Annotated in this window: 22 protein-coding genes and 3 tRNA genes; 10 read left to right on the top strand and 15 right to left on the bottom strand. The window is 74.0% G+C overall.

The annotated features are described in order from the left end of the window. Positions 1–27: 27 nt before the first annotated feature. Complete coding sequence (locus tag F8274_RS05355; protein WP_091668151.1) at positions 28–246, bottom strand: DUF3073 domain-containing protein; 219 nt, start codon at positions 244–246, stop codon at positions 28–30. Positions 247–549: 303 nt separating this feature from the next. After that, positions 550–1,632 (bottom strand): Glu/Leu/Phe/Val dehydrogenase, encoded by a 1,083-nt coding sequence (locus F8274_RS05350; RefSeq protein WP_151461156.1) that lies wholly within the window; start codon positions 1,630–1,632, stop codon positions 550–552. Positions 1,633–1,806: 174 nt separating this feature from the next. Here F8274_RS05350 and F8274_RS05345 point away from each other — a divergent pair, with 174 nt between their 5' ends. After that, entirely contained in the window at positions 1,807–2,646 is an 840-nt protein-coding gene (locus F8274_RS05345; protein WP_151461155.1) for a hypothetical protein, read from the top strand. 255 nt (positions 2,647–2,901) lie between these two features. Further along, complete coding sequence (locus F8274_RS05340; RefSeq protein ID WP_007073996.1) at positions 2,902–3,111, top strand: BldC family transcriptional regulator; 210 nt, start codon at positions 2,902–2,904, stop codon at positions 3,109–3,111. 91 nt (positions 3,112–3,202) lie between these two features. On the opposite strand, the gene F8274_RS05335 is transcribed toward F8274_RS05340, so the two are convergent. Next, on the bottom strand, positions 3,203–3,580 hold the full coding sequence (locus F8274_RS05335; protein WP_151461154.1) for a PPOX class F420-dependent oxidoreductase: 378 nt from the start codon (positions 3,578–3,580) through the stop codon (positions 3,203–3,205). Between the two features lie 60 nt (positions 3,581–3,640). Here F8274_RS05335 and F8274_RS05330 point away from each other — a divergent pair, with 60 nt between their 5' ends. Next, positions 3,641–4,417, top strand: coding sequence for a bifunctional 2-polyprenyl-6-hydroxyphenol methylase/3-demethylubiquinol 3-O-methyltransferase UbiG (locus F8274_RS05330; protein WP_151461176.1), 777 nt, complete (start codon positions 3,641–3,643; stop codon positions 4,415–4,417). Positions 4,418–4,454: 37 nt separating this feature from the next. Here F8274_RS05330 and F8274_RS05325 read toward each other — a convergent pair whose 3' ends face one another. Next, positions 4,455–4,742 (bottom strand): hypothetical protein, encoded by a 288-nt coding sequence (locus F8274_RS05325; protein ID WP_013283434.1) that lies wholly within the window; start codon positions 4,740–4,742, stop codon positions 4,455–4,457. A 156-nt stretch (positions 4,743–4,898) separates the two neighbouring features. On the opposite strand from F8274_RS05325, the gene F8274_RS05320 reads away from it, so the two are divergent. Together F8274_RS05320 and F8274_RS05315 are read left to right on the top strand one after the other, a co-directional pair. Continuing rightward, a complete protein-coding gene (locus F8274_RS05320; RefSeq protein WP_151461153.1) occupies positions 4,899–5,756 on the top strand; it encodes a 3-hydroxyacyl-CoA dehydrogenase family protein in 858 nt (285 codons plus the stop codon). A gap of 52 nt (positions 5,757–5,808) precedes the next feature. After that, the gene (locus F8274_RS05315; RefSeq protein WP_151461152.1) at positions 5,809–6,552 is read left to right on the top strand and encodes an enoyl-CoA hydratase/isomerase family protein; all 744 of its coding nucleotides are present in this window, start codon (positions 5,809–5,811) and stop codon (positions 6,550–6,552) included. A 55-nt stretch (positions 6,553–6,607) separates the two neighbouring features. Here F8274_RS05315 and F8274_RS05310 read toward each other — a convergent pair whose 3' ends face one another. Continuing rightward, positions 6,608–7,957: an ABC transporter substrate-binding protein gene (locus tag F8274_RS05310; RefSeq protein WP_151461151.1), complete on the bottom strand. Its 1,350-nt coding sequence runs from the start codon at positions 7,955–7,957 to the stop codon at positions 6,608–6,610. Between the two features lie 166 nt (positions 7,958–8,123). Between F8274_RS05310 and F8274_RS05305 the strand changes: the two genes are divergently transcribed. Further along, a complete protein-coding gene (locus F8274_RS05305) occupies positions 8,124–8,513 on the top strand; it encodes a hypothetical protein (protein WP_151461150.1) in 390 nt (129 codons plus the stop codon). A gap of 38 nt (positions 8,514–8,551) precedes the next feature. Further along, a complete protein-coding gene (locus tag F8274_RS05300; protein WP_151461149.1) occupies positions 8,552–9,259 on the top strand; it encodes a DUF2786 domain-containing protein in 708 nt (235 codons plus the stop codon). Between the two features lie 53 nt (positions 9,260–9,312). On the opposite strand, the gene F8274_RS05295 is transcribed toward F8274_RS05300, so the two are convergent. After that, complete coding sequence (locus F8274_RS05295) at positions 9,313–9,828, bottom strand: SRPBCC family protein (protein WP_192579716.1); 516 nt, start codon at positions 9,826–9,828, stop codon at positions 9,313–9,315. Between the two features lie 205 nt (positions 9,829–10,033). Between F8274_RS05295 and F8274_RS05290 the strand changes: the two genes are divergently transcribed. After that, positions 10,034–11,161: a hypothetical protein gene (locus tag F8274_RS05290; RefSeq protein WP_151461147.1), complete on the top strand. Its 1,128-nt coding sequence runs from the start codon at positions 10,034–10,036 to the stop codon at positions 11,159–11,161. 11 nt (positions 11,162–11,172) lie between these two features. Here F8274_RS05290 and F8274_RS05285 read toward each other — a convergent pair whose 3' ends face one another. The 9 genes from F8274_RS05285 to F8274_RS05245 all read right to left on the bottom strand — a co-directional run bounded on the left by F8274_RS05285 (position 11,173) and on the right by F8274_RS05245 (position 18,088). Continuing rightward, positions 11,173–11,982 (bottom strand): hypothetical protein, encoded by an 810-nt coding sequence (locus F8274_RS05285; protein WP_151461146.1) that lies wholly within the window; start codon positions 11,980–11,982, stop codon positions 11,173–11,175. A 548-nt stretch (positions 11,983–12,530) separates the two neighbouring features. After that, a tRNA-Phe gene (locus F8274_RS05280) sits at positions 12,531–12,604 on the bottom strand. Positions 12,605–12,677: 73 nt separating this feature from the next. Then, a tRNA-Asp gene (locus F8274_RS05275) sits at positions 12,678–12,751 on the bottom strand. 33 nt (positions 12,752–12,784) lie between these two features. Further along, positions 12,785–12,857 (bottom strand) — tRNA-Glu (locus F8274_RS05270). A 155-nt stretch (positions 12,858–13,012) separates the two neighbouring features. Then, complete coding sequence (locus F8274_RS05265) at positions 13,013–13,807, bottom strand: polysaccharide deacetylase family protein (protein WP_151461145.1); 795 nt, start codon at positions 13,805–13,807, stop codon at positions 13,013–13,015. A gap of 73 nt (positions 13,808–13,880) precedes the next feature. After that, positions 13,881–14,828, bottom strand: a complete 948-nt coding sequence (locus tag F8274_RS05260) for a MerR family transcriptional regulator (RefSeq protein WP_151461144.1) — start codon at positions 14,826–14,828, stop codon at positions 13,881–13,883. Continuing rightward, positions 14,818–15,423, bottom strand: a complete 606-nt coding sequence (gene idi, locus F8274_RS05255; RefSeq protein ID WP_151461143.1) for an isopentenyl-diphosphate Delta-isomerase — start codon at positions 15,421–15,423, stop codon at positions 14,818–14,820. The genes F8274_RS05260 and idi overlap by 11 nt, the downstream gene beginning before the upstream one ends. Next, positions 15,420–16,901 (bottom strand): phytoene desaturase family protein, encoded by a 1,482-nt coding sequence (gene crtI, locus F8274_RS05250; RefSeq protein WP_192579715.1) that lies wholly within the window; start codon positions 16,899–16,901, stop codon positions 15,420–15,422. Before crtI ends, idi begins: the two co-directional genes overlap by 4 nt. A gap of 29 nt (positions 16,902–16,930) precedes the next feature. After that, positions 16,931–18,088, bottom strand: a complete 1,158-nt coding sequence (locus tag F8274_RS05245) for a polyprenyl synthetase family protein (protein ID WP_151461141.1) — start codon at positions 18,086–18,088, stop codon at positions 16,931–16,933. A gap of 64 nt (positions 18,089–18,152) precedes the next feature. On the opposite strand from F8274_RS05245, the gene F8274_RS05240 reads away from it, so the two are divergent. Both F8274_RS05240 and F8274_RS32545 read left to right on the top strand, forming a co-directional pair. Next, on the top strand, positions 18,153–19,079 hold the full coding sequence (locus tag F8274_RS05240; protein WP_151461140.1) for a phytoene/squalene synthase family protein: 927 nt from the start codon (positions 18,153–18,155) through the stop codon (positions 19,077–19,079). Continuing rightward, entirely contained in the window at positions 19,076–19,633 is a 558-nt protein-coding gene (locus F8274_RS32545) for an FAD-binding domain-containing protein (RefSeq protein ID WP_192579714.1), read from the top strand. The genes F8274_RS05240 and F8274_RS32545 overlap by 4 nt, the downstream gene beginning before the upstream one ends. Positions 19,634–19,688: the final 55 nt, after the last annotated feature.

Raw genomic sequence — 19,688 nt, 5'->3', positions numbered from 1 at the left:
CACCGCGTGCTCAGATGCGACCGGAGGTCAGCGGGTCGGACGGGCCCAGGTGTCCGGGTCGTCGTCCGCGTGATCCTCATCATCGTCGTCGACATACTCTTTGTAGTCGTCGTCGAAGTGCTGCTCAGACTTCCCACCAGCACCCGCCAACTCGCGCTGCAAGGCGGTGAGGTCGGTGTTCGGGGAGTGGTACTTCAACTCCCGCGCCACCTTCGTCTGCTTGGCCTTAGCACGGCCGCGCCCCATGGCTCGACCCCCTCGCACAGAATGCGGGGCAGCCCGAAGGCGGGCCCCGATGACGTCAGGCATCTCTCGTGGCTCTTACGGTACATGGGGATGCCACCGTTCGGCACCTCGGGTTACCGTCAACCGGCCCTGCGCGTCGCAGTGAGCCGGCCGTCACAAAGTGTACCCGGTAAGGAGCGGACAGCGGGAGCGGCCGTGACAGCGGTCAAATCGGCACGAAGCACCCCAACGTCCAGCTTAACGCCGGTGCCGGCGGCGCGGCGGCCCGGGGGCGGGGCCGGTGGCCCGCCCCCGAGGTGACGCTCAGCGCAGGTGGATCGTGCGCAGCCGGCCGACCTCGGCCATGCGGCGCTCGGCGAGCCGGTCCGCGGCCACCGCCGGCGGGACGCCCTCGTCGTCGGCGAGTCGCAGGATCTCGCGGGTGGTGTCGAAGATCCGGGTGGCCCGCAGCTTGGCCCGGTCGAAGTTGAAGCCCTCGATCTCGTCGGCCACCTGGATCACGCCGCCGGCGTTCACCACGTAGTCCGGGGCGTAGAGGATGCCCCGGTCGGCGAGGACCTTCTCGATGCCCGCGTGGGCGAGCTGGTTGTTGGCCGCACCGGCGACCACCTTCGCGCGCAGCACCGGCACCGTGTCGTCGTTCAGGGCGCCGCCCAGCGCACACGGGGCGTACACGTCGATGTCGGAGGCGACCAGCGCCGCGGTGTCGTCGACCAGCGTGACCTGCGGGTGGTTGGTGCGCACCCACTCCAGGGCCCGGGGGTTCACGTCGGTCGCCACGACCTCGGCCCCGTCCTCCAGCAGGTGGCCGGTCAGGTACTTGCCGACCTTGCCCAGGCCGGCCACGCCGACCCGCTTGCCGGACAGCGTCGGGCTGCCCCAGACGTGCTCGGCGGCGGCCCGCATGCCCTGGAAGACGCCCCAGGCGGTCAGGACCGAGGAGTCGCCGGCGCCGCCGTGCTCCACGCTGCGGCCGGTGACGTAGCTGGTCTCCCGGGCGATCACGTCCATGTCGGCCACGTAGGTGCCGACGTCGCAGGCGGTGTAGTAGCGGCCGGCCAGGGACTCCACGAAGCGGCCGTAGGCCCGCAGCAGCGCCTCGCTCTTGATCTGCTCCGGGTCACCCCAGATGACCGCCTTGCCGCCACCGAGGTCGAGGCCGGCCAGAGCGTTCTTGTACGCCATGCCGCGGGAGAGGTCGAGCACGTCGGCGAGGGCGTCCGCCTCGCTGGCGTACGGGTAGAACCGGGTGCCGCCGAGCGCGGGGCCCAGCGCGGTGGAGTAGATCCCGATGATCGCCTTCAGCCCGGACTGCTTGTCCTGGCAGAACACGACCTGTTCGTGACCGGTCGATCCCGGGTCGTCGGTGCTGGCGAATACGCCCATGGCTGACTCCTGTGTCGGTGTGCGCCCTTGTGGGGCGCGGACCCTGATGGCACGCCGGCGGGATGGTGCCGGTGCTGCTGAGCCTAATATCGGCCGCAGCCGTACTGTCGCGCACGTCACGACGCCTCGTGACGGCGGCGGCGGAGAAGTCCCGTCTCGTGGGAGGATCGCGCCGTGCCGTCGCTCTTCGCTTCATACCTGCGCGTGTACGAGCCGCTGACCGCCTTCGATCGGGATCGCCAGTCGTTCTGGCGCCGCTACGTCAACGAGGGCCGGGCGGTCGCCCCGCTGGAGGGGCCGGTCCGGCAGCGGACGGCGGTGATCGAGGCGCTGGGCGCGGGCTGGACCCGGCTGCCCGACCTGCCCGACGAGGCGTACGTCCTGGAGACCGACGACACGCTGCTGGTCTGCCCGTGGAACCTGCGGATCCGGGTCGCCGAGGCGGCGCTGAGCGCCCGGGACGGCGTGCCCTCGGTGCTCGCCGACGCGTTCGTCCCGCCGGTCCTGGCCGGCCAGGCGAAGGCGGTGGTGGAGGACTGGCGCAGCGGGGCGCGGGTGCTGGAGCACGGGGTGCCCCGGGTGCACGAGCAGATCGCCACCTGGGGAGTGCCGCTGCGCTGGTTCGTGCTCTTCGACTCGCAGGAGCGGCACCTGGTCACCGAGCCGGAGCGGCGGGCGCTGCGCTACCGGACGGAGATCTCCAAGGCGCGCCGCCGGTCGTCGCGGGCGCTGTCGGTGCTGCGCAAGTCGGTCGGCGAGGCTCCGATCACCGAGGCGGTCGAGGAGGCCGCCCGCTGGCTGGAGGAGTTCCACCCGCGGTCGGTGGTGGAGCTCGACTACGGCGGTCTGGTGCAGCTGCTGCCCGACGAGACGCTCGCCGCCGACGACTCGCCCGAGCTGGTCGCGACGGGGCTGGCGGGGCTCTCCCGGGGCGAGGCGGAGGAGGCTTCCGCGGCGTACGACAAGCTGGTCGCCCGGTGGCGCGCGGTGCAGCTCCTGGAGCGTTGCAACTAGCGTCGGGTTTGCCCAGGTTGAGGCCTCTCGATGCGAGACTGTCTCGTAGTTGACGCATCACGAACCGTGATCATGAGTCCCATTAAGGTAGTTTCTGCGGCATAAAAGTCGTAAAAATCGGGCATGGTTCATCCGTCCGTCTAGGGACCTTCAGCCGTTCGGCCCATGTCGGACATCGGGGACTAGCCGGACCATGGGAGGCGCGTCGGCCGGCGGGACCCCGGCCGATGTCTATACATGTGGAGGAGTGACCCGATGGCATCGCGAACGCACGAACCCGAGCCGCTACTCACACCGGCCGAGGTGGCGTCGATGTTCCGTGTCGACCCGAAGACGGTGACCCGGTGGGCCAAGGCTGGCAAGCTCAGCGCCATCCGGACCCTGGGCGGCCACCGCCGTTACCGCGAGTCGGAGGTTCGGGCCCTGCTGCAGGGGCAGATTCCCCAGCAGCGCCAGGGGGACTGACGACCCGGACGATTCTCAGGCGTTCCGATCAGGGGCGGTGGGACGTCGCGACAGCGACGATCCGCCGCCCTCAGTCGTTTCCAGGGGCGGCTCAGTCCAGCACGATGCGCAGGCCGACCGTGCCGCTCTCGCCCCGGCGCAGCCGGCTGCCCAGCAGGCTCAACCGGCCGATCAGCCGGTACTTCTGCTTGAGCAGCCCCCGGATCCGCCGGGTCGACTCCGGGCCGCTCACCGTCGCGTGCCCCGGCACCGCCTCGCCGTGCGGCCGGCCGCGCACGTCGCACGGGGCCACCGTGACCCGGCCGTCGCGCCGGATCCGCTTCACCTTGCCGGAGTCCGACACGGTCCACACCGCCAGCGCCTCGCCGTCACGCACCGCCCACACCGGAGTCGGCACCGCCCGTCCGTCCTTGCGGAACGTCGTGAGCAGCACGTACTTCTCCGCCGCCAGGCGGTCCAGGTCTGTCACGCCGCTCAGGATACGGCCGCGACAGGCCGGCCGAGCCCGGATAGCGTGATCGCCGTGAGCGTGAGCGGGGAACCCACGATCGGCGACGTGTTCGGCGAGATGATCCGCGACGCGTACGCGGTCAGCACCGGGATCGGGCCCCGGCCGCTGGTCGGCGGGCGGCTGCCCCGGCCGGTCATCGAGATCATCGAGCGGGACGACGGGCTGGTCAACGGCGCGCCCACCGAGCACTACCTGGACCCGCCGGAGCGGTGGCAGGCGTACGACCACCGGGCCGTCGACCGGGTGCACGGTCAGGTGCTGGACATCGGCGTCGGGGGCGGCCGCATCGCGCTGCACCTCCAGGAGCGCGGCGTGCCGGTCACCGGGCTGGACACCTCGGTGGGGGCGCTGCGGGTCAGCCGGCACCGGGGCGTACGCGACCTGGTGCTCGGCACCGTGGACGGGCACGTCGCCGACGGCCGGCGCTACGACACGTTCTTGTTGCTCGGCAACAACCTGGGACTGTTCGAGGGGCGGGAGCGGGCCCCCGCGCTGCTGGCCGCGCTCGCCGCGCTGGCCCGCCCCGGCGCCCAGGTCATCGCGCACGGCACCGACCCGTACGGCACCACCGATCCGGTGCACACCGGCTACCACGAGCTGAACCGGCGGCGGGGGCGGCTGGGCGGGCAGCTCCGGCTGCGGCTGCGCTACCGGCTGCTCGGCACCGAATGGTTCGACTATCTGGTGTGCTCGGTCGAGGAGTTCGCCGAGCTGGTCCAGGGCTCGCCGTGGCGCCTGGTCGACGTGGACGACCGGGACCACCCGTACTACCTGGCCACCCTGCGGCTGGCCTGAGGCCGGCGGGCGCCGGGGGCGCCCGCCGGCGTGGGCGTCAGACCTGCACGGTGGGGGTGGTCTGCTCCGGCGGCAGGCCGCCGTCGCCGTCGACCACCTCGTCCGGCGTGCCGTCCTCGTCGATGTCGACCATGGTGATGTCCACCTTGCCGTCGCCGTCGGTGTCGAACTGGAACAGGTCGGCCTTTCCGTCGCCGTCGGTGTCCACCACCCAGACGTCGGTCTTCCCGTCGTTGTTGGTGTCCGCGCGGAGCAGGTCCACCCGCTCGTCGCCGCGGGTCTCCACGGTCTCCGTGCTCTCCGCGCTCTCCGGTGCCTGGCTCATCTCGATCCTTCCCTCGGCGTTGACGGCCGTCTGTACCCGATCCGACGCGCCCCCACTCCTGCCCGCGGGCCGGCCCTGCATAGGGTCGCACCCAGGAACGAGCGAGCGGCCCGGCGCGGCGGAGACCCCGCCACCGGCCGCGGCGGAGGGACATCGATGAGTGGTCGTTTTGTGGTCGTCGGGGCCGGCACCATGGGCCTCGGCATCGCGTACGTGGCGGCCGGCGCCGGGTACGCGGTCGAGCTGGTCGAGGTGGACCCGGCACGCGGCGCCGATGCCGTGCGGCGGCTCGGCGAGCTGTGGGAGCGCGGCGTGCAGCGCGGCAAGCTGACCGCCGAGGCGGCGACGGCGAACCGCGAGCGGGTCACCCTGCGCGCCGGCCTCGCCGAGGTGGCCGAGGGCCCCGACGTGATCGTGGAGGCGGTCCCCGAGCGGCTCGACCTCAAGCGGGCCGTGCTCGCCGACGCCGAGGGCCGCCGGCCCGCCCTGCTCGGCAGCAACACGTCCAGCATCCCGATCGCCGAGCTGGCCGAGGGGCTGGAGCGGCCCGCCGACTTCGTCGGGCTGCACTTCTTCAACCCGGTCTGGGCGATGGCGCTGCTCGAGGTCGTGGTCGGGCCGGCCACCGCGCCGGAGACCACCGACGCGGCTGTCGCGCTCGCCGGGCGGCTGGGCAAGGACCCCGTCGTGGTACGCGACCTGCCCGGCTTCGCCACCTCGCGGCTCGGCGTCACCCTCGGCCTGGAGGCGATCCGGATGGTCGCCGACGGGGTGGCCAGCCCCGCCGACATCGACAAGGCGATGGTGCTCGGCTACCGGCACCCGGTCGGCCCGCTGGAGCTGACCGACCTGGTCGGGCTGGACGTCCGGCTCGACATCGCCCGCACCCTCCAGGCCGCGTACGGGGACCGGTTCGCGCCGCCGCCGCTGCTGGCGGAGATGGTGGCCGCCGGCCGGCTGGGCAAGAAGTCCGGCCAGGGCTTCTACACCTGGGAAGGCGGGGTCAAGCGGTGAGCGCGGTGAGTGAGCTTGCGAGCCCCGCAGCGGCGAACGAGAGGCCGGCACGGTGAGCGGGCTGCGGATCGAGGAGCTGCCGGACCGGCTGGTCGTCACCCTGGACCGGCCGGAGAAGCGCAACGCGATCGACGCGGAGCTGATCGGCGAGCTGCACGCCGTCTGCGCCGAGCTGGAGGCACGGCCCCGGTTGCTGTTGCTCACCGGCGGCACGGACGGCATCTTCGCGGGCGGCGCCGACATCGCGCAGCTCCGGGAACGCGGCCGGCTGGACGCGCTGGCCGCCATCAACCAGGCCGCCTTCGCCCGGATCCGGGCGCTGCCGATGCCCACCGTGGCCGCCGTGGACGGCCCGGCGCTGGGCGGCGGCGCCGAACTGGCGTACGCCTGCGATCTGCGGGTGTGCACGGCGCGTGCCGTGTTCGGCCAGCCCGAGGTGCGGCTGGGCATCCTGGCCGGCGCCGGCGCGACCTACCGGTTGCCCGCCCTGGTCGGGGAGGCCCGGGCCAAGGAGCTGCTCTTCACCGGGCGGCGGGTGGACGCCGACGAGGCGCTGCGGATCGGGCTGGTCAACCGGGTGGTGGCCGAGCCCGCGGAGCTGCTGCCCACCGCGCACGGCCTGCTCGACGAGATGGCCAAGGGTTCGGCGCTGGCGCTGCGGCTGACCAAGCTGGCGGTGGACGCCCCGGCGGCCGCCCACCCGCAGCTCGACCTGCTCAGCCAGGCGGTGCTCTTCGAGGACGAGGAGAAGCACCGGCGGATGACCGAGTTCCTGGAGCGGCGCCGCTCCCGCTGACCGCGGACACGACGAGGGCCGCACCGGTTCGCCCGGTGCGGCCCTCGTCGTCGTCTCACTGCCGGATCTGCACCCCGGCGTCGGCGAGCGCGGTGATCACCCGCGCGGACTCACCGAAGCCGATCACCAGTACGGCGTCCGCCCCGTAGTCCTTGATCTCCTTGGCGCCGGCGGAGAAGTCCACCGGCGGAGGCGAGGCGCCCTCCGGGGGCACGTACGACAGCAGCTTCACCTTGTCGGCGCCCATGCCGGCCCGCTCCAGCTCGGAGCGGACGTTCTCCTGGAGGCCCTCGCCGTAGGAGTCCTTACGGGCGACGATTGCGATCTTGTGCGGTCCGTCGCGCATTATCACGTCGGCCAGCGCCCGGCCCTGGAGGCCGTCCGGCGGCGCGGTGCGGAAGTAGAGGCCCTTGTCGTCCACCGTGCTCAGCCCGGCGTCGGTGTTCGACGGGGAGAAGAGGATCCGGCCGGCGGCCACCACGTCGGGCAGCACGGCCCGGGAGATGCCCGAGGCCCCGGCGCCGATGATGACGTGCGCGCCCTGCTGGACGTGCGAGGCCACCGTCGCCTTCGCGATCTTCGGGTCGGTGCCGTCGTCGCCGTCGATCCAGGCCACCGGCTCGCCGAGCGCGCCGCCCGCCGCGTTGACCTCGCGGATCGCCAGCGCCGCGCCGGCCGCCATCGGCGGGTACGCCAGGGCCAGGTCACCGGTCTTCGGCAGCAGCCCGCCGAGCACCAGCGGGGAGCCGTCCTCCTTGTAGGACTTGCCCGGACGCGACTTCTTGCCCTTCGGCGGCGTCTTGGTGCTCGCCCCCGACTCGTCACCGGCGCCGACGAACTCGGTCTTGCCGTCGTCGAGCTGCCGGTCGCCGAAGTGCAGCGTCGCGTAGCTGGCGGCGGCCGGCTCGCCGACGTCGGTGAACCCGGCCCGGGTCAGCGACACCCCGCGGTACTCGATGTCCTGGCCCGCTCGGGCCAGCTGCAGGCAGGTCGCGACCTCGTCGCAGCGCTGACCGCTGGTGGTCGCCCCGACGATCTGCTTGGCGATCTCGCCCGGCTCGGTCGTGCCGGCGAGCTGTGCGGCCAGCACGCTTATCACGATCGCGTCGTAGGTCTCCGCCGAGTAGAGGTAGTCCTTGAGCTTCGGATCTACGGTGCGTAGCCGTTCCTTGAAGCTCTCGGGCAGCGGCGTGAGCGGGGTGGTGCCCTTCATGCCGTTGAGAAGGTCCGCGCGGTCCTTCAGAGCGTCGACGTACGAGTTCTGCATGTTGCCGTCGGTGCCGTAGAGGCGCACCTGGGTGGCGGTGGCCTCTTCGGGCTTGTCGCTCCCGCAGGCGCTGGTGGCGAGCAGGAGCGCCGCGCAGGCCGTGGACAGGGCCGCACGCGACGCGCGAGATTTGAGCATGGTCGTCCTTCCTCCGGCGAAGGTCCGCTGCGCACATTAGCGTGCCGGCGCGGAGAGCGGGACCGTGGAGGTGGGTCCGTCGGCACCCCGACTGCTGGTATCACTCTGCGTGACGGCTGGGCTGTTCCGGGGTCACCGCTTGACCCTCCGAACTACTGTTCCGCAGGTGACCGACGAAGCACAGCAGACGCTGGACGATGCGACCGCCGTGCTCCGGTCGGCGCTGGCCGGGGACGGCGACGGCGTGGTGGGCACCTTCGACGCCGTCGTGGACCGCTCCGGGCTGGCCGGGGCGTACGGGGTGGCCTGGTGCCTGGCCGCCACCATGGTCGGAGACGAGGCCCCGGTGGGCCGCGCCGCGCTCGACTTTCCCGGGATCGACCAGGCCGACTACGACACGCGGTGGGTGGCCCGCTTCGTCAGCGCGTACGCCAACGACGACGCCGACACCGGCGAGGCGCTGTTCGGCGCCGCGGCGGCCGACGGGCTGCTGCCCGACTGCCTGCTCACCCTCGCCGGGTCGACGGTCGCGACGCTGCGCAGCCGGGCGGCCTGAGTCGCCTTCGCGGCCCCGGCCTGTGATAGCTCTGGTGCATGTCCGAGGCGATGCTCAGCAAGGTCCGCAAGCTGCTCGCCCAGGCCGAGGACCCGGCCTGCACGCCCGCCGAGTCGGCCGCCTTCATGGCCAAGGCCACCGAACTGATCGCCCGCTACGGTGTCGACCGGGCGCTGCTCGCCGCCCGTGAGCCGGCCACCGACCCGGTCGGCGACCGGGTGGTCGAGGTGGTCGCCCCGTACGCCCGGGACAAGGCGACACTGCTCGCGGCGGTCGCCGACCCGCTGCGCTGCCGCTGCGTACGCCGCCGGCAGGGCAGCGGCTTCGACCTGCACCTGTTCGGCTTCGCCAGTGACCTGGAACGGGTCGAGCTGCTCTTCACCTCGCTGCTCGTGCAGGCCGCGCACGGTCTCGCCGGCACCGCCGTACCGGCCGGGGAGCATCCGGCCGCCTTCCGGCGTACCTGGCTGGCCGGGTTCGCGCACGTGGTCGCCGAACGGCTGCGGACGGCCGAGGCCGGGGCGGTCGCCGAGTCCGGGGCGCCCTCGGTGGCGCTGGTGCTCGCCGACCGCTCCGATCGGGTCCAGCGCCGGCTGGCCGAGGTGTACCCGCGGCTGCGCACCGCACCGCGACGCCGGCTGGCCGGCAGCGGCTTCGGCCCGGGTGCGGCCGCCGGGCGCCGGGCCGACCTGGGCGGCACCGGCGTGACCGGCACCCGCTCCTCGGCCAGGGGCATCGACCGCTGACGCCGTGCACCGGCGGCCGACCCGTGCGTTGATTGATCCGGCCGAGCGCTCGGTCAGTCGGTGGTGCGGGCGACCGTGGCCAGGTAGCGGCAGAGGAGTTCGTGCCAGCCGGCGGTGAGCGCCTTGCGGTAGCCCTCGGCGGCCTCGCCGTGCCGGTCGAAGTAGCGGTGCTCGACGTCGACCCGGGTCAGCTCCGGCCCCTCGGGCTGGAAGAGGACCTCGACCTCGCTGGCCCGCGCCGGATCCGGCACCGGCACCCGGTCCGGCCCGAGCTGCCAGGTGAAGACCAGCCGCCGGGGCGGATCCCAGGTCAGCACCCGGCCCCAGTCGCCGCGGAAGCCGTACGGGCCGATCTCGTAGAGCATGCCGCCGGCCCGGGGCTCGATGCCCAGTTCGGCAAGCGCCTCCGGCCCCGACCAGGTGTATTCGCGCACCCACCAGTCGGTCAGCGAGCCGGTGAACACGGCGAACGCCCGGTCGGCGGAGGCGGGGGCGAAGAGTGTGCTGCGGAGGGAGAATCGGTCGAATTCCTGGCGGACCTCATCCGGATCGGCCATCCCCTGTCCCATAGGCCCGGACCATACCGGCTGATGCCCCGCTGTGCAGCTTTCATCTTCGCCCGCTTCCGGACAGCGGGAGACCGGTTTTCCGGCAGCGCGGGCCGTCCTCGCCGCCTCCGTTCAGGGGCGTACGGGACCACCAGGGATGCCCTGCCGGAAACCGGGTAACCGCGGCTGATTCGGCCCGCCGGCGGGCCAGCGGGGAGCGGGGAGCATGAGCGAGAACGGACCGACCGAGCGGGAGCCGACAAGCGGGCGGCCCGCCCGCCAGGGCGGCGGGCAGTCCGAGCCGGACGTCCTGCTCGACATCCCGGAGCTGACGGTCGACCAGATCCGGCTCTCCGTGAAGGGGCTCGACGCCGACCTGTCACTGCGCGCCCGGCTGGCCGACCTGCTGCAGCTCGACGCCGGGGTCCGGGTGCACCTGAGCGACGTGGAACTGGACGTCGCCGGCGTCAGCGCCGAGGCGCTGCTCAAGGTGCGCCTGGAGAAGCTGGTGCAGATCCTGGACCGCGCACTCACCACCATCGACCGGAACCCGCACCTCATCGAGGCGCTCGCCCGCGCCGCCGAGGGCGACGACGAGAACCGGGCGACCCGCCAGCTCGCCAGCGCACCCGTCCTGGACGAGCGCGGGCAGCGCATCGGGACGGTCGGCGCCGTGGCCGACCGCGCCCTCCGGGAGGGCCTCGGCCGGCCGGCACCGCCCTCCCCGGCGACGCCGGCCGGGACCCGTGCTCCCGAACCGCCGACCGGCGACCAGGGGCAGCAGAAGCCCTCCGGCGCTCCCCCTGCCGGCGGTGGCGGTGGTGGCGGGCAGCCGTCCGGTCGTGGGGGTGCCGGCAAGCCCCAGGCGGGCGGACCGTCGAGCGGCCAGGGTGGCCCGTCCCGCGAGGGTGGTCAGGGCGGTGGCGCGTCCCGTCAGGGTGGTCAGGGCGGTGGCCGGTCCCGCGAGGGTTGGCAGCCCGGCGAGGGCGGCCCGTCTCGCGAAGGCGGGCGGACCGTCGGGGGCGAGGGCGGCCCGTCCCGTGAAGGTGGCCCGTCCCGTGAAGGCGGGCCGTCCCGTGAAGGCGGGCCGTCCCGTGAAGGTGGGCAGGCCGGCGGCGAGGGTGCCGGCGCGCCGTCCACCGGCCCGGCGAAGGCGTCTGGCGCGGGGGCCGGGGAACGGGCCCAGCCGGGAAAGCCGTCCGCCGGCAAGCCGGAGGAAGCGGAGAAGGGGTCGGGCGGCCCGCCCGGACCGGCCCAGCTCGCCGGCCAGGCCGGGGAGACGCTGTTGCAGGCCGGCCGGAGCGTCTGGGAGGCGATCCAGAACGGCATGGGCCAGCACCGGCCGAAGCGGTAGCCCCGGGAGGCTCAGCGCAGCGGGGCCGGGGGCCGCCACCAGGCCGTACGCCGGAGCAGCAGCAACCCCGCGACCGGCGCGAGCGTCACGGCGAGGGCGACGCCGCTGGTCAGGTCGCGCGGCGTCCAGAGCAGGTTGTCCCCGATCCCGTTGGCGTGCGCGGTGAGCGAGCAGGCCACCAGCAGTCCCACGGCCGCGAGCGCGGCCCCGAGCCGACGCCCGCGCCCGCCCCGCGTCGTCCCGGCGTCCGGACGCACGGGCCGGGTGACCACCGCGACGGGCGCGGGAAGCGGCGGCGCCGGTCGGACGGCCACCGACTCGATGACGGCGGGTCGGATGCCCACCGCGGTGGACGGCGCCACGGCCGGGCGCCGACCGGTCAGCCGCGCCTGAAGGGCGGTGAGCCCTCGGACGGCCCAGACCACCGGCGGCACGACCAGCAGCAGGACCAGGGCGGCATGGGTCGCCCACGCGCCGGCCAGGGTCGGGCCGCCCCAGGCGTTGGCGTACCAGGCGGTGGCGGTCTGTTCGCCGAGCCCGAGCCCGAGCCCGAGCCCGAGCGAGGGGCGGAGCGGGTACGCCAGCACGTTGATCAGCAGCAGGAAGGCGAGCGCCGCGGTCAGCGCGGTGGAGGCGACCGCAACCGGCAGGGCGAGCAGGGCCGCGCCCAGCCCGCGCAGCCGACCCGGCCGGCGCACGGCCCCGCCCAGCGCGCCCAGCGCCCGGGGCACGGCGACCACGGACGACGCGAGCCGTCGGCGGCTCTCGGCCCCGTAGGTGGCTCGCCAGGGCGCAAAGATGTCCCGCTGCTCTCTCGTCATGCGACCAGTCTTCGCCCGACCCCACGCCCGCACCATCGGGACCAACCCCGGCCCGACCCGGACCCGTACCCCTGACCCGACGGCTTGTCGATCAAGAGGTTTGCGTCGAGAAACAGCCCCCGACCGACGCAAACTTCTTGATCAACTCGGGGGTCGTTGGGTGGGTCGCGCAAGATCGCCATGAACGGGCAGCTCGGACCGGGCCTGTGGATAGGCGTCGATGTCACGGACCTACCGGGCGACCCGGCGGTCTCCAAGTGGGAGTCCTCGGCATGCCGTAGGCGGCGGCGACTCCTCGTAGGCGGGCGCCGGGATGTAGCAGACCGACTCGGCCGGTTGCGCCGAACTCTGCCAGGACTTCGAGCGCCTCCATGTCGCCAACCTCCCCGCGGTAACCGACTGCCTGGCTCAGCACGCCACCGGACCAAACGGGGTGGATCGCTTGAAGGCGAAGGGAGGACCGGACAGACGGGCTCCCAGGGCGAAAAGCAGAACGCCGACCGGCGTTTCCGCTGGTCGGCGTTCCTGTAGCCCGGCGAAAGGCTATGTGGCCAGGGGCGGGGTCGAACCGCCGACCTTCCGATTTTCAGTCGGACGCTCGTACCAACTGAGCTACCTGGCCGTGCTGTCGGCTCATGCTACCGCACAGGCCGATACGCAGAACGCCGCGCATGAAGGCGCGGCGTCAGCGCTTGCGGTCCTGACGGGACTTGAACCCGCGACCTCCGCCTTGACAGGGCGGCGAGCACTCCAACTGCTCCACAGGACCTAGCTGGTGTTGCATCCGGCCTGAGCCGGACCGTGCCCCCAACGGGATTCGAACCCGTGCTACCGCCTTGAAAGGGCGGCGTCCTGGGCCGCTAGACGATGAGGGCGGCCCCGCCATCATTGCACACTCGCAACTTCAAGCGGACTTGCTCCCATCCGGCCCCGCCGGAGGCATGAGAAGCATAAGCCATGCCTCCTCGGCCGGCCAAACCGGTATGGCCACGGGCACAGAGCCGGACGAAGCCGCAGGTCAGAGGCGATGTCACCGTAGCCGGGAGATCCCGTACCGCCGCTTGAGGTCCGGAATCAGGTGCCGGCAGGCGGCCATCGTCTGGGTCCGGTCGCCGCCCGCGTCGTGCATCAGGACGATCGAGCCGTGGTGGGTCGCCGCCGTCACCCGCTTGATGATCGTCTTCGCGGGCGGGTGGTTCCAGTCCTGCGGGTCGACGCTCCAGTGCAGCGGGCGCAGCCCGAGCTGGCGGGCCACCGTCAGCTCCTCCGCCGTCCAGCGGCCGCCCGGCTGGCGGAACCAGGTGATCGGCGCGCGCGGCACGGCCGCCCGGATGGCCTCGTTGGTGCGGACCAGGTCGGCCCGGATCTCGGCGGCTGGTCGGCGGCCGAGGTTGATGTCGTGCCGCCAACTGTGGTTGCAGAGCTGGTGCCCCTCGCGGGCGATCCGGGCCACCAGCTGCGGGTAGCGCTTGGCCTGCTTGCCGACCAGGCAGAAGGTCGCCGTGACGTGGGCCGCCCGGAGCTGGTCGAGGATCTGCGGCGTGAACCGGGGGTCCGGCCCGTCGTCGAAGGTGAGGGCGACCCCCCGGCTGCCGCTGGAGCGGTGCAGCCCGGCGGGCAGGGTCTTCGGCACCGGGCGCAGCTTCGGCTTCGGCGGGGTGGTGCGGCTCGGGCTGGGCCGTGGGCTCGGCGTGGGCGACGGCGTCGGGGCGGCCGGGGCGGACGATGGAGCGCCGGCCTGGGACGGGGTCTTGCCGGGCTCGCCGCAGCCGGTCACCAGGAGGACCAGGCCGAGGGCGAACGCCGGCACGGCGCGTGGACGCATCGTCGCTCCGAGAGGGGGTCGGGTCGGGCGGACTTCCGACCGTAGTGGACGTCGCGCCGAAGCGGGAGGCCCCTCAGCCCGCCGTCGACTGGTCCAGGGAGTCCCGTACGGCCACCGCCAGCGAGACGGCCTCGGCGAGGTTCACCGGCCGGACCACCCCGGCCGGGAGCGTGTCGGCCCGCCAGCCGGGCCCGGCGGCGAGCACCAGCAGCGGGCGGCGCGGGGCAGCGAGCACCGCGGTGAGCTGGTCCGGATCGGCCGTGACTCGCGTGTGCGACCAGAGCACCACGGCCGCCGGGCCGGTGCGGTTGATCGCCTCGACCAGGGCGGCCACCGGCACCCGGGCGCCCAGCATCCGGTAGCCCACCCCGGCCTCGGCCAGCGCGGCGCCCAACGCCTCCAGCGGCAGGGTGTGTTGTTCCTCATCGGCGCACGCGAGCAGGATCCGGGCCGGCCCGGCCACCGGGTGTGCCCGGGCCACGGTGGCGAACGCCTCGGAGACGCAGCGGGACACGAGGTGCTCCACCTCGATCAGTCCGCCGGTGGCGGCGTGCCGTTCGCCGATGCCGGCGAGCACCGGCCGCAGCAGCCCGTCCCAGGTGGGCACCACGCCGTCGGCGCCGAGGGCGTGCGCGACGGCCGCGCCGATCGCCACCGAGTCCAGCCGCATGGCGGCGCGGGCCACGCCGCGGGCGACCGGTCCGGCGCGGCCGACCGGGATGGTCGTCCCGCCGCCGTCCCGGACCGCCGTGGCCCGGCGGTTCAGCCCGAGCCGCCCGGGCGGGAGGACCGCCGGTGCCTGGCGGGCCCAGCGGGCGGCCTCGGCGGGGGCGACCCCCTCCGCGGTGAGCCGCCGCATGATGTCCAGGCGCGCGAGGTCGGCCGGCGTGTAGCGCCGGTGGTGCCCCGGCACGTGCTCGCTGGGGCCGAGGCCGTAGCGCTGGTGCCAGGTGCGCAGCGTGGTGACGGCGACCCCCAGCCGGCGCGCGACGGCTCCCGCGCTCAGCGCCTCATCCGCCACCCGACCGCTCCGCTGCCTCGTCGGCCGGCGCACCCGCCCGCGCCACGTCGGCGGCGGGACGGGCCGGCCGCAGCAGCCGGTTCACCACCCCGCCGAGCCAGGGTGCGTACGCGCGGGGGTCGACGTCCAGGTCCGCCTCCAGCTCGCGGGGGTCGACCCAGCGCAGGGTGGCGACCTCGTCGGGGTCGGGCCGGATGGGCAGGTCGGCCGGTACGTCGGCGCGCAGCACGTGGTCGTACTCGAACTCGACCCGACCGGTCGCCGGGTCCTCGGCGTAGTAGAGGTAGACCCCGACCTCGGTGAGGTCGACCGGGTCGACGCCGAGTTCCTCGGCGAGCCGGCGGTTGGCGGCCTCGACCAGCGACTGGCCGGGCAGCGGGTGGCCGCAGCAGGCGTTGGCCCAGCGCAGCGGGAACCGGGTCTTGACGGCGGCCCGCTGCTGGAGCAGGATCCGCCCCCGCGGGTCGACCAGCAGCACCGAGAAGGCCCGGTGCAGCCGGCCGGGTGGCTGGTGGGCGGCGGCCACGGTGGTCTCGCCGAGCACGTGCCCGCCGTCGTCGACCAGCTCGACGAGGTGCTTCTCCCGGGCCGTCATGCGGTGGTCCCGGTGATGCGCGCGGCGGCGAGCTTGCCGCTGATGAGGACCATCGGCACGCCCACCCCGGGCTGGGTGCCGGAGCCGACGAAGACCACGTTGCCCAGCGTCCGGTGCAGGTTGGGCGGGCGGAAGGGGCCGGTCTGGAAGAGGCTGTGCGCGGCGGCGAACGGGGTGCCGGCGGCCATGCCCTGCGCCGCCCAGTCGGCGGGGGTCACCGCGCGCAGCACCTCGATGCCGTCCCCGAACCCGACGTAGCCTCGCTCCTCCAGCGTCGCCACGAGCTGGTCGGCGTAGCGGCGGGTCAGGTCGCCCGGCCAGTGCAACGGCGCCCGGTGGAGGTTCGGCACGGGGGCCAGCACGTAGTAGGTGTGCCGGCCGGCCGGCGCCACCGACGGGTCGGTCCGGCTCGGGTTGGTCACCAGCAGGGACGGGTCGGTCATCAGCTCGCCCCGCCGGATCACCTCGTCGAACGTGCCCTTCCAGGACCGCCCGAAGTGGATGTTGTGGTGGGCGATCCGGCGGTAGCCCTGCGTCGAACCGACGTGCAGCACCACGCAGGAGGGCGAGTAGGTGAGCTTGCGCTGCCGGCTCGCCGGCAGCAGGTCCCGGTAGGCGACCGGCAGGTCCGGGTTGAGCACCACGACGTCCGCGGGGACGAACTCGCCGTCGGCGGTGACCACGCCGGTGGCCCGGCCGTGCGCGGTCTCGACCCGGGTCACCGTGGTGCCGTAGCGGATCTGCACGCCGTGCTTCTCCGCGGCGCCGGCCATCCCCCGGGAGACGGCGTGGATGCCGCCGCGCGGGAAGCACACCCCGGCCACCGAGTCGAGGTACGCGATGACCGCGTAGATGGCCAGCGCGTCGTGCGGCGCGAGGCCCGCGTACATGGCCTGGAAGGAGAAGATCCGCTGGGTACGGGGGTCCCGGAAGAACTGGTTGATCTTCGTCTGGAGCCGCCGGAAGGCGCCGTTGGCCAGCAGCCGGAGCAGGTTGCCGGTGAGCAGGTCGGTCGGCGCGTCCAGGTTGCGCTCGATGAAGTCGGCCCGTTCCCAGCGCCACAGGTCGCGCGCGTAGTCGACGAAGCGCAGGTAGCCGTCGGCCTCGCGGGGGCCGCAGACCCGGGCGATCTCGGCGGCCATCCGGGTGGTGTCGGTGATGACGTCCAGCGTCGACCCGTCCGGGTACCAGGCCCGGTAGGCCGGGTCGAGCGGGGTCAGGTCGAGCCAGTCGGTCAGCTCCTCGCCGACCGCGCCGAGCGCCTCGGCGATCAGGTCGGGCATGGTGAGCACGGTCGGCCCGGTGTCGAACTCGTACCCGTCGAGGCCGAGCCGGCCGGCGCGCCCGCCCGGCACCGGCTCGCGTTCCAGCACGGTCACCTGCCGGCCGCTGCCGGCCAGGTGCAGCGCGCAGGCCAGCCCGCCCAGCCCCGCGCCGACGACCACCACCCGGTCGGTACGCCCGCTCACGGTGCGCATCCCGGCTCCCTTGTTCGTGAAGTTGCCCATCATGCCCGCCTCGTGGTGGCGGCGGTCGCGAGGCCGGTCAGCGCGGTCCGCGCGGTGCCGTCGATCGGCGCGTCGTCGAGCGCCACCTGCGCCTCGGTCACGCGGTCGGCGATCATCCGTTCCACCCGGGCCACCGCCCCGGTGTCGCGGACCAGGTCGGCCAGCCGGGCCACCTCGCCCGCCCCGGTGACCGTGCCGGCCCGTTCCAGGGCGCGGCGCTGGGCCGGCGTGCCGAGCTGCCGGGCCAGCATCAGCAGCACGGTCGGCTTGCCGGTCCGCAGGTCGTCCCCGGCCGGCTTGCCGGTGGCGGCCGGGTCACCGTAGACCCCGAGCAGGTCGTCGCGGAGTTGGAAGGCCTCGCCGACGGCCAGCCCGTAGCGGGTGTACGCGGCGATCAGCGGCGTGTCCGCCTCGGCCCCGGCCAGGGCGGCGCCGAAGAGCAGCGGTCGCTGGACGGTGTAGCCGGCCGTCTTGTAGCGGGCCACCCGCAGCGCCCGGTCGACCGACCAGTTCGCGGCGTCGTGCTCGCCGAGCACGTCGAGGAACTGCCCGGCGACGGTCTCCACCCGCATCTGGTCGTAGCAGCGGCGCACGTCGAGCAGGCGGGCCGGCGGCACGGCGGCGTGCGCCATGAGCCGGTCGGCCCAGACCAGGCAGAGGTCGCCGATGAGCACGGCGACGGCCTCGCCGTAGCGCTCCGGGTCGCCGGTGTGCCCGGCGGCCCGGTGCCGACGGGCGGCGGCCCGGTGCGCGGTGGGCCGGCCGCGCCGGGTGTCGGAGGCGTCCATCACGTCGTCGTGCACCAGCGCGAAGGTGTGCAGCAGTTCGAGCGCGGCGAGGGCCGGCAGCACCGCGGGCAGCGGGGCGTCGCCGCCGGCCACTCCGCGCCAGCCCCAGTACGCGAAGGTCGGCCGGACCCGCTTGCCGGCGGCCAGCACGCAGTCGCGGGCCGTCGCGGCGAACCCGCCCATCGCCGCGTCGATCTCGCTGAGCGCGTCGACCTCGGTGGCCAGGAACGCCGCCAGGGTCTCGTCGACGCCCGTCACCAGGTCCTGTGTGAACGCGGCCAGGACGTCGCGGACCGGGTCGTCGGTCGCTCCGGGCTGTGCCGGCGCGACGAAGCGGGGCGGACTGCCGGCAACTGCGTCGTTGGCCATGTGCGCGAGCGTACCCTAGGGTTACGAGTTGCGTCGATTGCTGCGTCGAATCTGAGGAGGGCCGGTGGACACGGATCTCACCGCTGCCTATGAGCGCTGCCGCGAGCTGCACCGGCGTCACGGCCGTACCTACTATCTCGCCACCCGGCTGCTGCCCGCCTGGAAACGGCGGCACGTCCACGCCCTGTACGGCTTCACCCGCTACGCCGACGAGATCGTCGACCGCACCGAGGACCTCCCGCCGGCCGAGCGCGCGGCCCGGCTCGCGGAGTGGTCCGCCCGGTTCGTCGCCGGCCTGCACGGCGAGCCGGTCGACGACCCGCTGCTTCCCGCCGTGCTGCACACCATCGCCGTCTTCGACCTGGACCGCGACGACTTCGCGTCGTTCCTGCGCAGCATGACCATGGACCTCACGGTCTTGTCGTACCCGACCTACGACGACGTGCTCGACTACATGGAGGGGTCCGCCGCGGTCATCGGCACCATGATGCTGCCGATCCTCGGCAGCTCCGACCCGGCCGCCGCCCGGGAGCCGGCCCGCCAGCTCGGCTTCGCCTTCCAGCTCACCAACTTCATCCGGGACGTCGCCGAGGACCTGGGCCGGGGGCGCACCTACCTGCCCGACGAGGACCTGGCCGCGTTCGACCTCACCCGGGAGGACCTGCTGGCCGCCCGGGCCGCCGGCCGCGGCACCCCGCGGCTCCGCGAGCTGATCGAGTACGAGGTGACCCGGGCCCAGGCCCACTACGCGGCCGCCGCGCCCGGCATCCCGCTGCTCGCCCCGGCCTCGCAGGCGTGCATGCGCACCGCGTATGCGCTCTACGGCGGCATCCTCGACGAGGTGGCCGCCCAGGACTTCGACGTGTTCAGCCGGCGGGCCCGCGTACCCGGGCGGCGGCGGATGGCGGTGGCCGCGCAGGCGCTGGTCACCCCGGCCGGCGCGCCGGTGCGGGTGCCCGGCCCGGCGCTCCGGCCGGCCCTGGCCGCGTGAGCGACCGCACGGCCGTCGTGCTCCTCACCCGCGACCTGCGGGTGCACGACCACCCGGCGCTGGCGTCGGCGTGCTCGGCCTTCGACCGGGTGGTGCCGCTGTACGTGCTGGACCCGGACTGGCGGCCCGGGGTGGCCGTCTTCTTCCGCTGGCTGCTCGACGGCGACGTGCCCGACAACTCGGGCAACTGGCAGTGGGTGGCCGGCACCGGCAACGACGCCCGGCCGCACCGCGGTTTCAACCCGGTCCGCCGGGCCGAACGCTACGACCCCGACGGCGCGTACGTCCGCCGGCACGTGCCGGAGCTGGCCTCGATCGAGGGTGCCACCATGGCCAGCCCGGCCGTCCGCCAGCGCCGGCGCCAGACCTGGTACGCCACCAGCGCGGCCAGGGCGACCAGGCCCAGCACGATCCACAGCGGGTCCGAGCGGATGGCCTGCACCAGGGCGACCAGCCCGGCCACGGCGGAGACCACGTTGGCGGCCACCCCGGAGTGCTCCGTCAGCCGGGTGGCCGGCGCGGGTGCTTCGTTCTCCACGAGGAACGGAGCGTAGCGGCGACTGACACAGCGTGACAGGCTCGCCACGCGTGTCGGTCAGTCCACTACCC

It is taken from the genome of Micromonospora sp. AMSO31t, assembly GCF_008868175.1.
Classification (GTDB): Bacteria; Actinomycetota; Actinomycetes; order Mycobacteriales; family Micromonosporaceae; genus Micromonospora.
Note: the sequence above shows the minus strand (reverse complement) of the source record. Positions and strands in the feature narration are given on the sequence as shown.

Coding starts and splice junctions, on each gene's coding strand:
- F8274_RS05320 (WP_151461153.1), top strand. CDS start 4,899: ATGAGTGGTCGTTTTGTGGTCGTCGGGGCCGGCACCATGGGCCTCGGC.
- F8274_RS05265 (WP_151461145.1), bottom strand. CDS start 13,807: ATGCGTCCACGCGCCGTGCCGGCGTTCGCCCTCGGCCTGGTCCTCCTG.
- crtI (WP_192579715.1), bottom strand. CDS start 16,901: ATGCGCACCGTGAGCGGGCGTACCGACCGGGTGGTGGTCGTCGGCGCG.
- F8274_RS05355 (WP_091668151.1), bottom strand. CDS start 246: ATGGGGCGCGGCCGTGCTAAGGCCAAGCAGACGAAGGTGGCGCGGGAG.
- F8274_RS05295 (WP_192579716.1), bottom strand. CDS start 9,828: ATGGGACAGGGGATGGCCGATCCGGATGAGGTCCGCCAGGAATTCGAC.
- F8274_RS05325 (WP_013283434.1), bottom strand. CDS start 4,742: ATGAGCCAGGCACCGGAGAGCGCGGAGAGCACGGAGACCGTGGAGACC.
- F8274_RS05290 (WP_151461147.1), top strand. CDS start 10,034: ATGAGCGAGAACGGACCGACCGAGCGGGAGCCGACAAGCGGGCGGCCC.
- F8274_RS05245 (WP_151461141.1), bottom strand. CDS start 18,088: ATGGCCAACGACGCAGTTGCCGGCAGTCCGCCCCGCTTCGTCGCGCCG.
- F8274_RS05285 (WP_151461146.1), bottom strand. CDS start 11,982: ATGACGAGAGAGCAGCGGGACATCTTTGCGCCCTGGCGAGCCACCTAC.
- F8274_RS05350 (WP_151461156.1), bottom strand. CDS start 1,632: ATGGGCGTATTCGCCAGCACCGACGACCCGGGATCGACCGGTCACGAA.
- F8274_RS05340 (WP_007073996.1), top strand. CDS start 2,902: ATGGCATCGCGAACGCACGAACCCGAGCCGCTACTCACACCGGCCGAG.
- F8274_RS05300 (WP_151461149.1), top strand. CDS start 8,552: ATGTCCGAGGCGATGCTCAGCAAGGTCCGCAAGCTGCTCGCCCAGGCC.
- idi (WP_151461143.1), bottom strand. CDS start 15,423: ATGACGGCCCGGGAGAAGCACCTCGTCGAGCTGGTCGACGACGGCGGG.
- F8274_RS05310 (WP_151461151.1), bottom strand. CDS start 7,957: ATGCTCAAATCTCGCGCGTCGCGTGCGGCCCTGTCCACGGCCTGCGCG.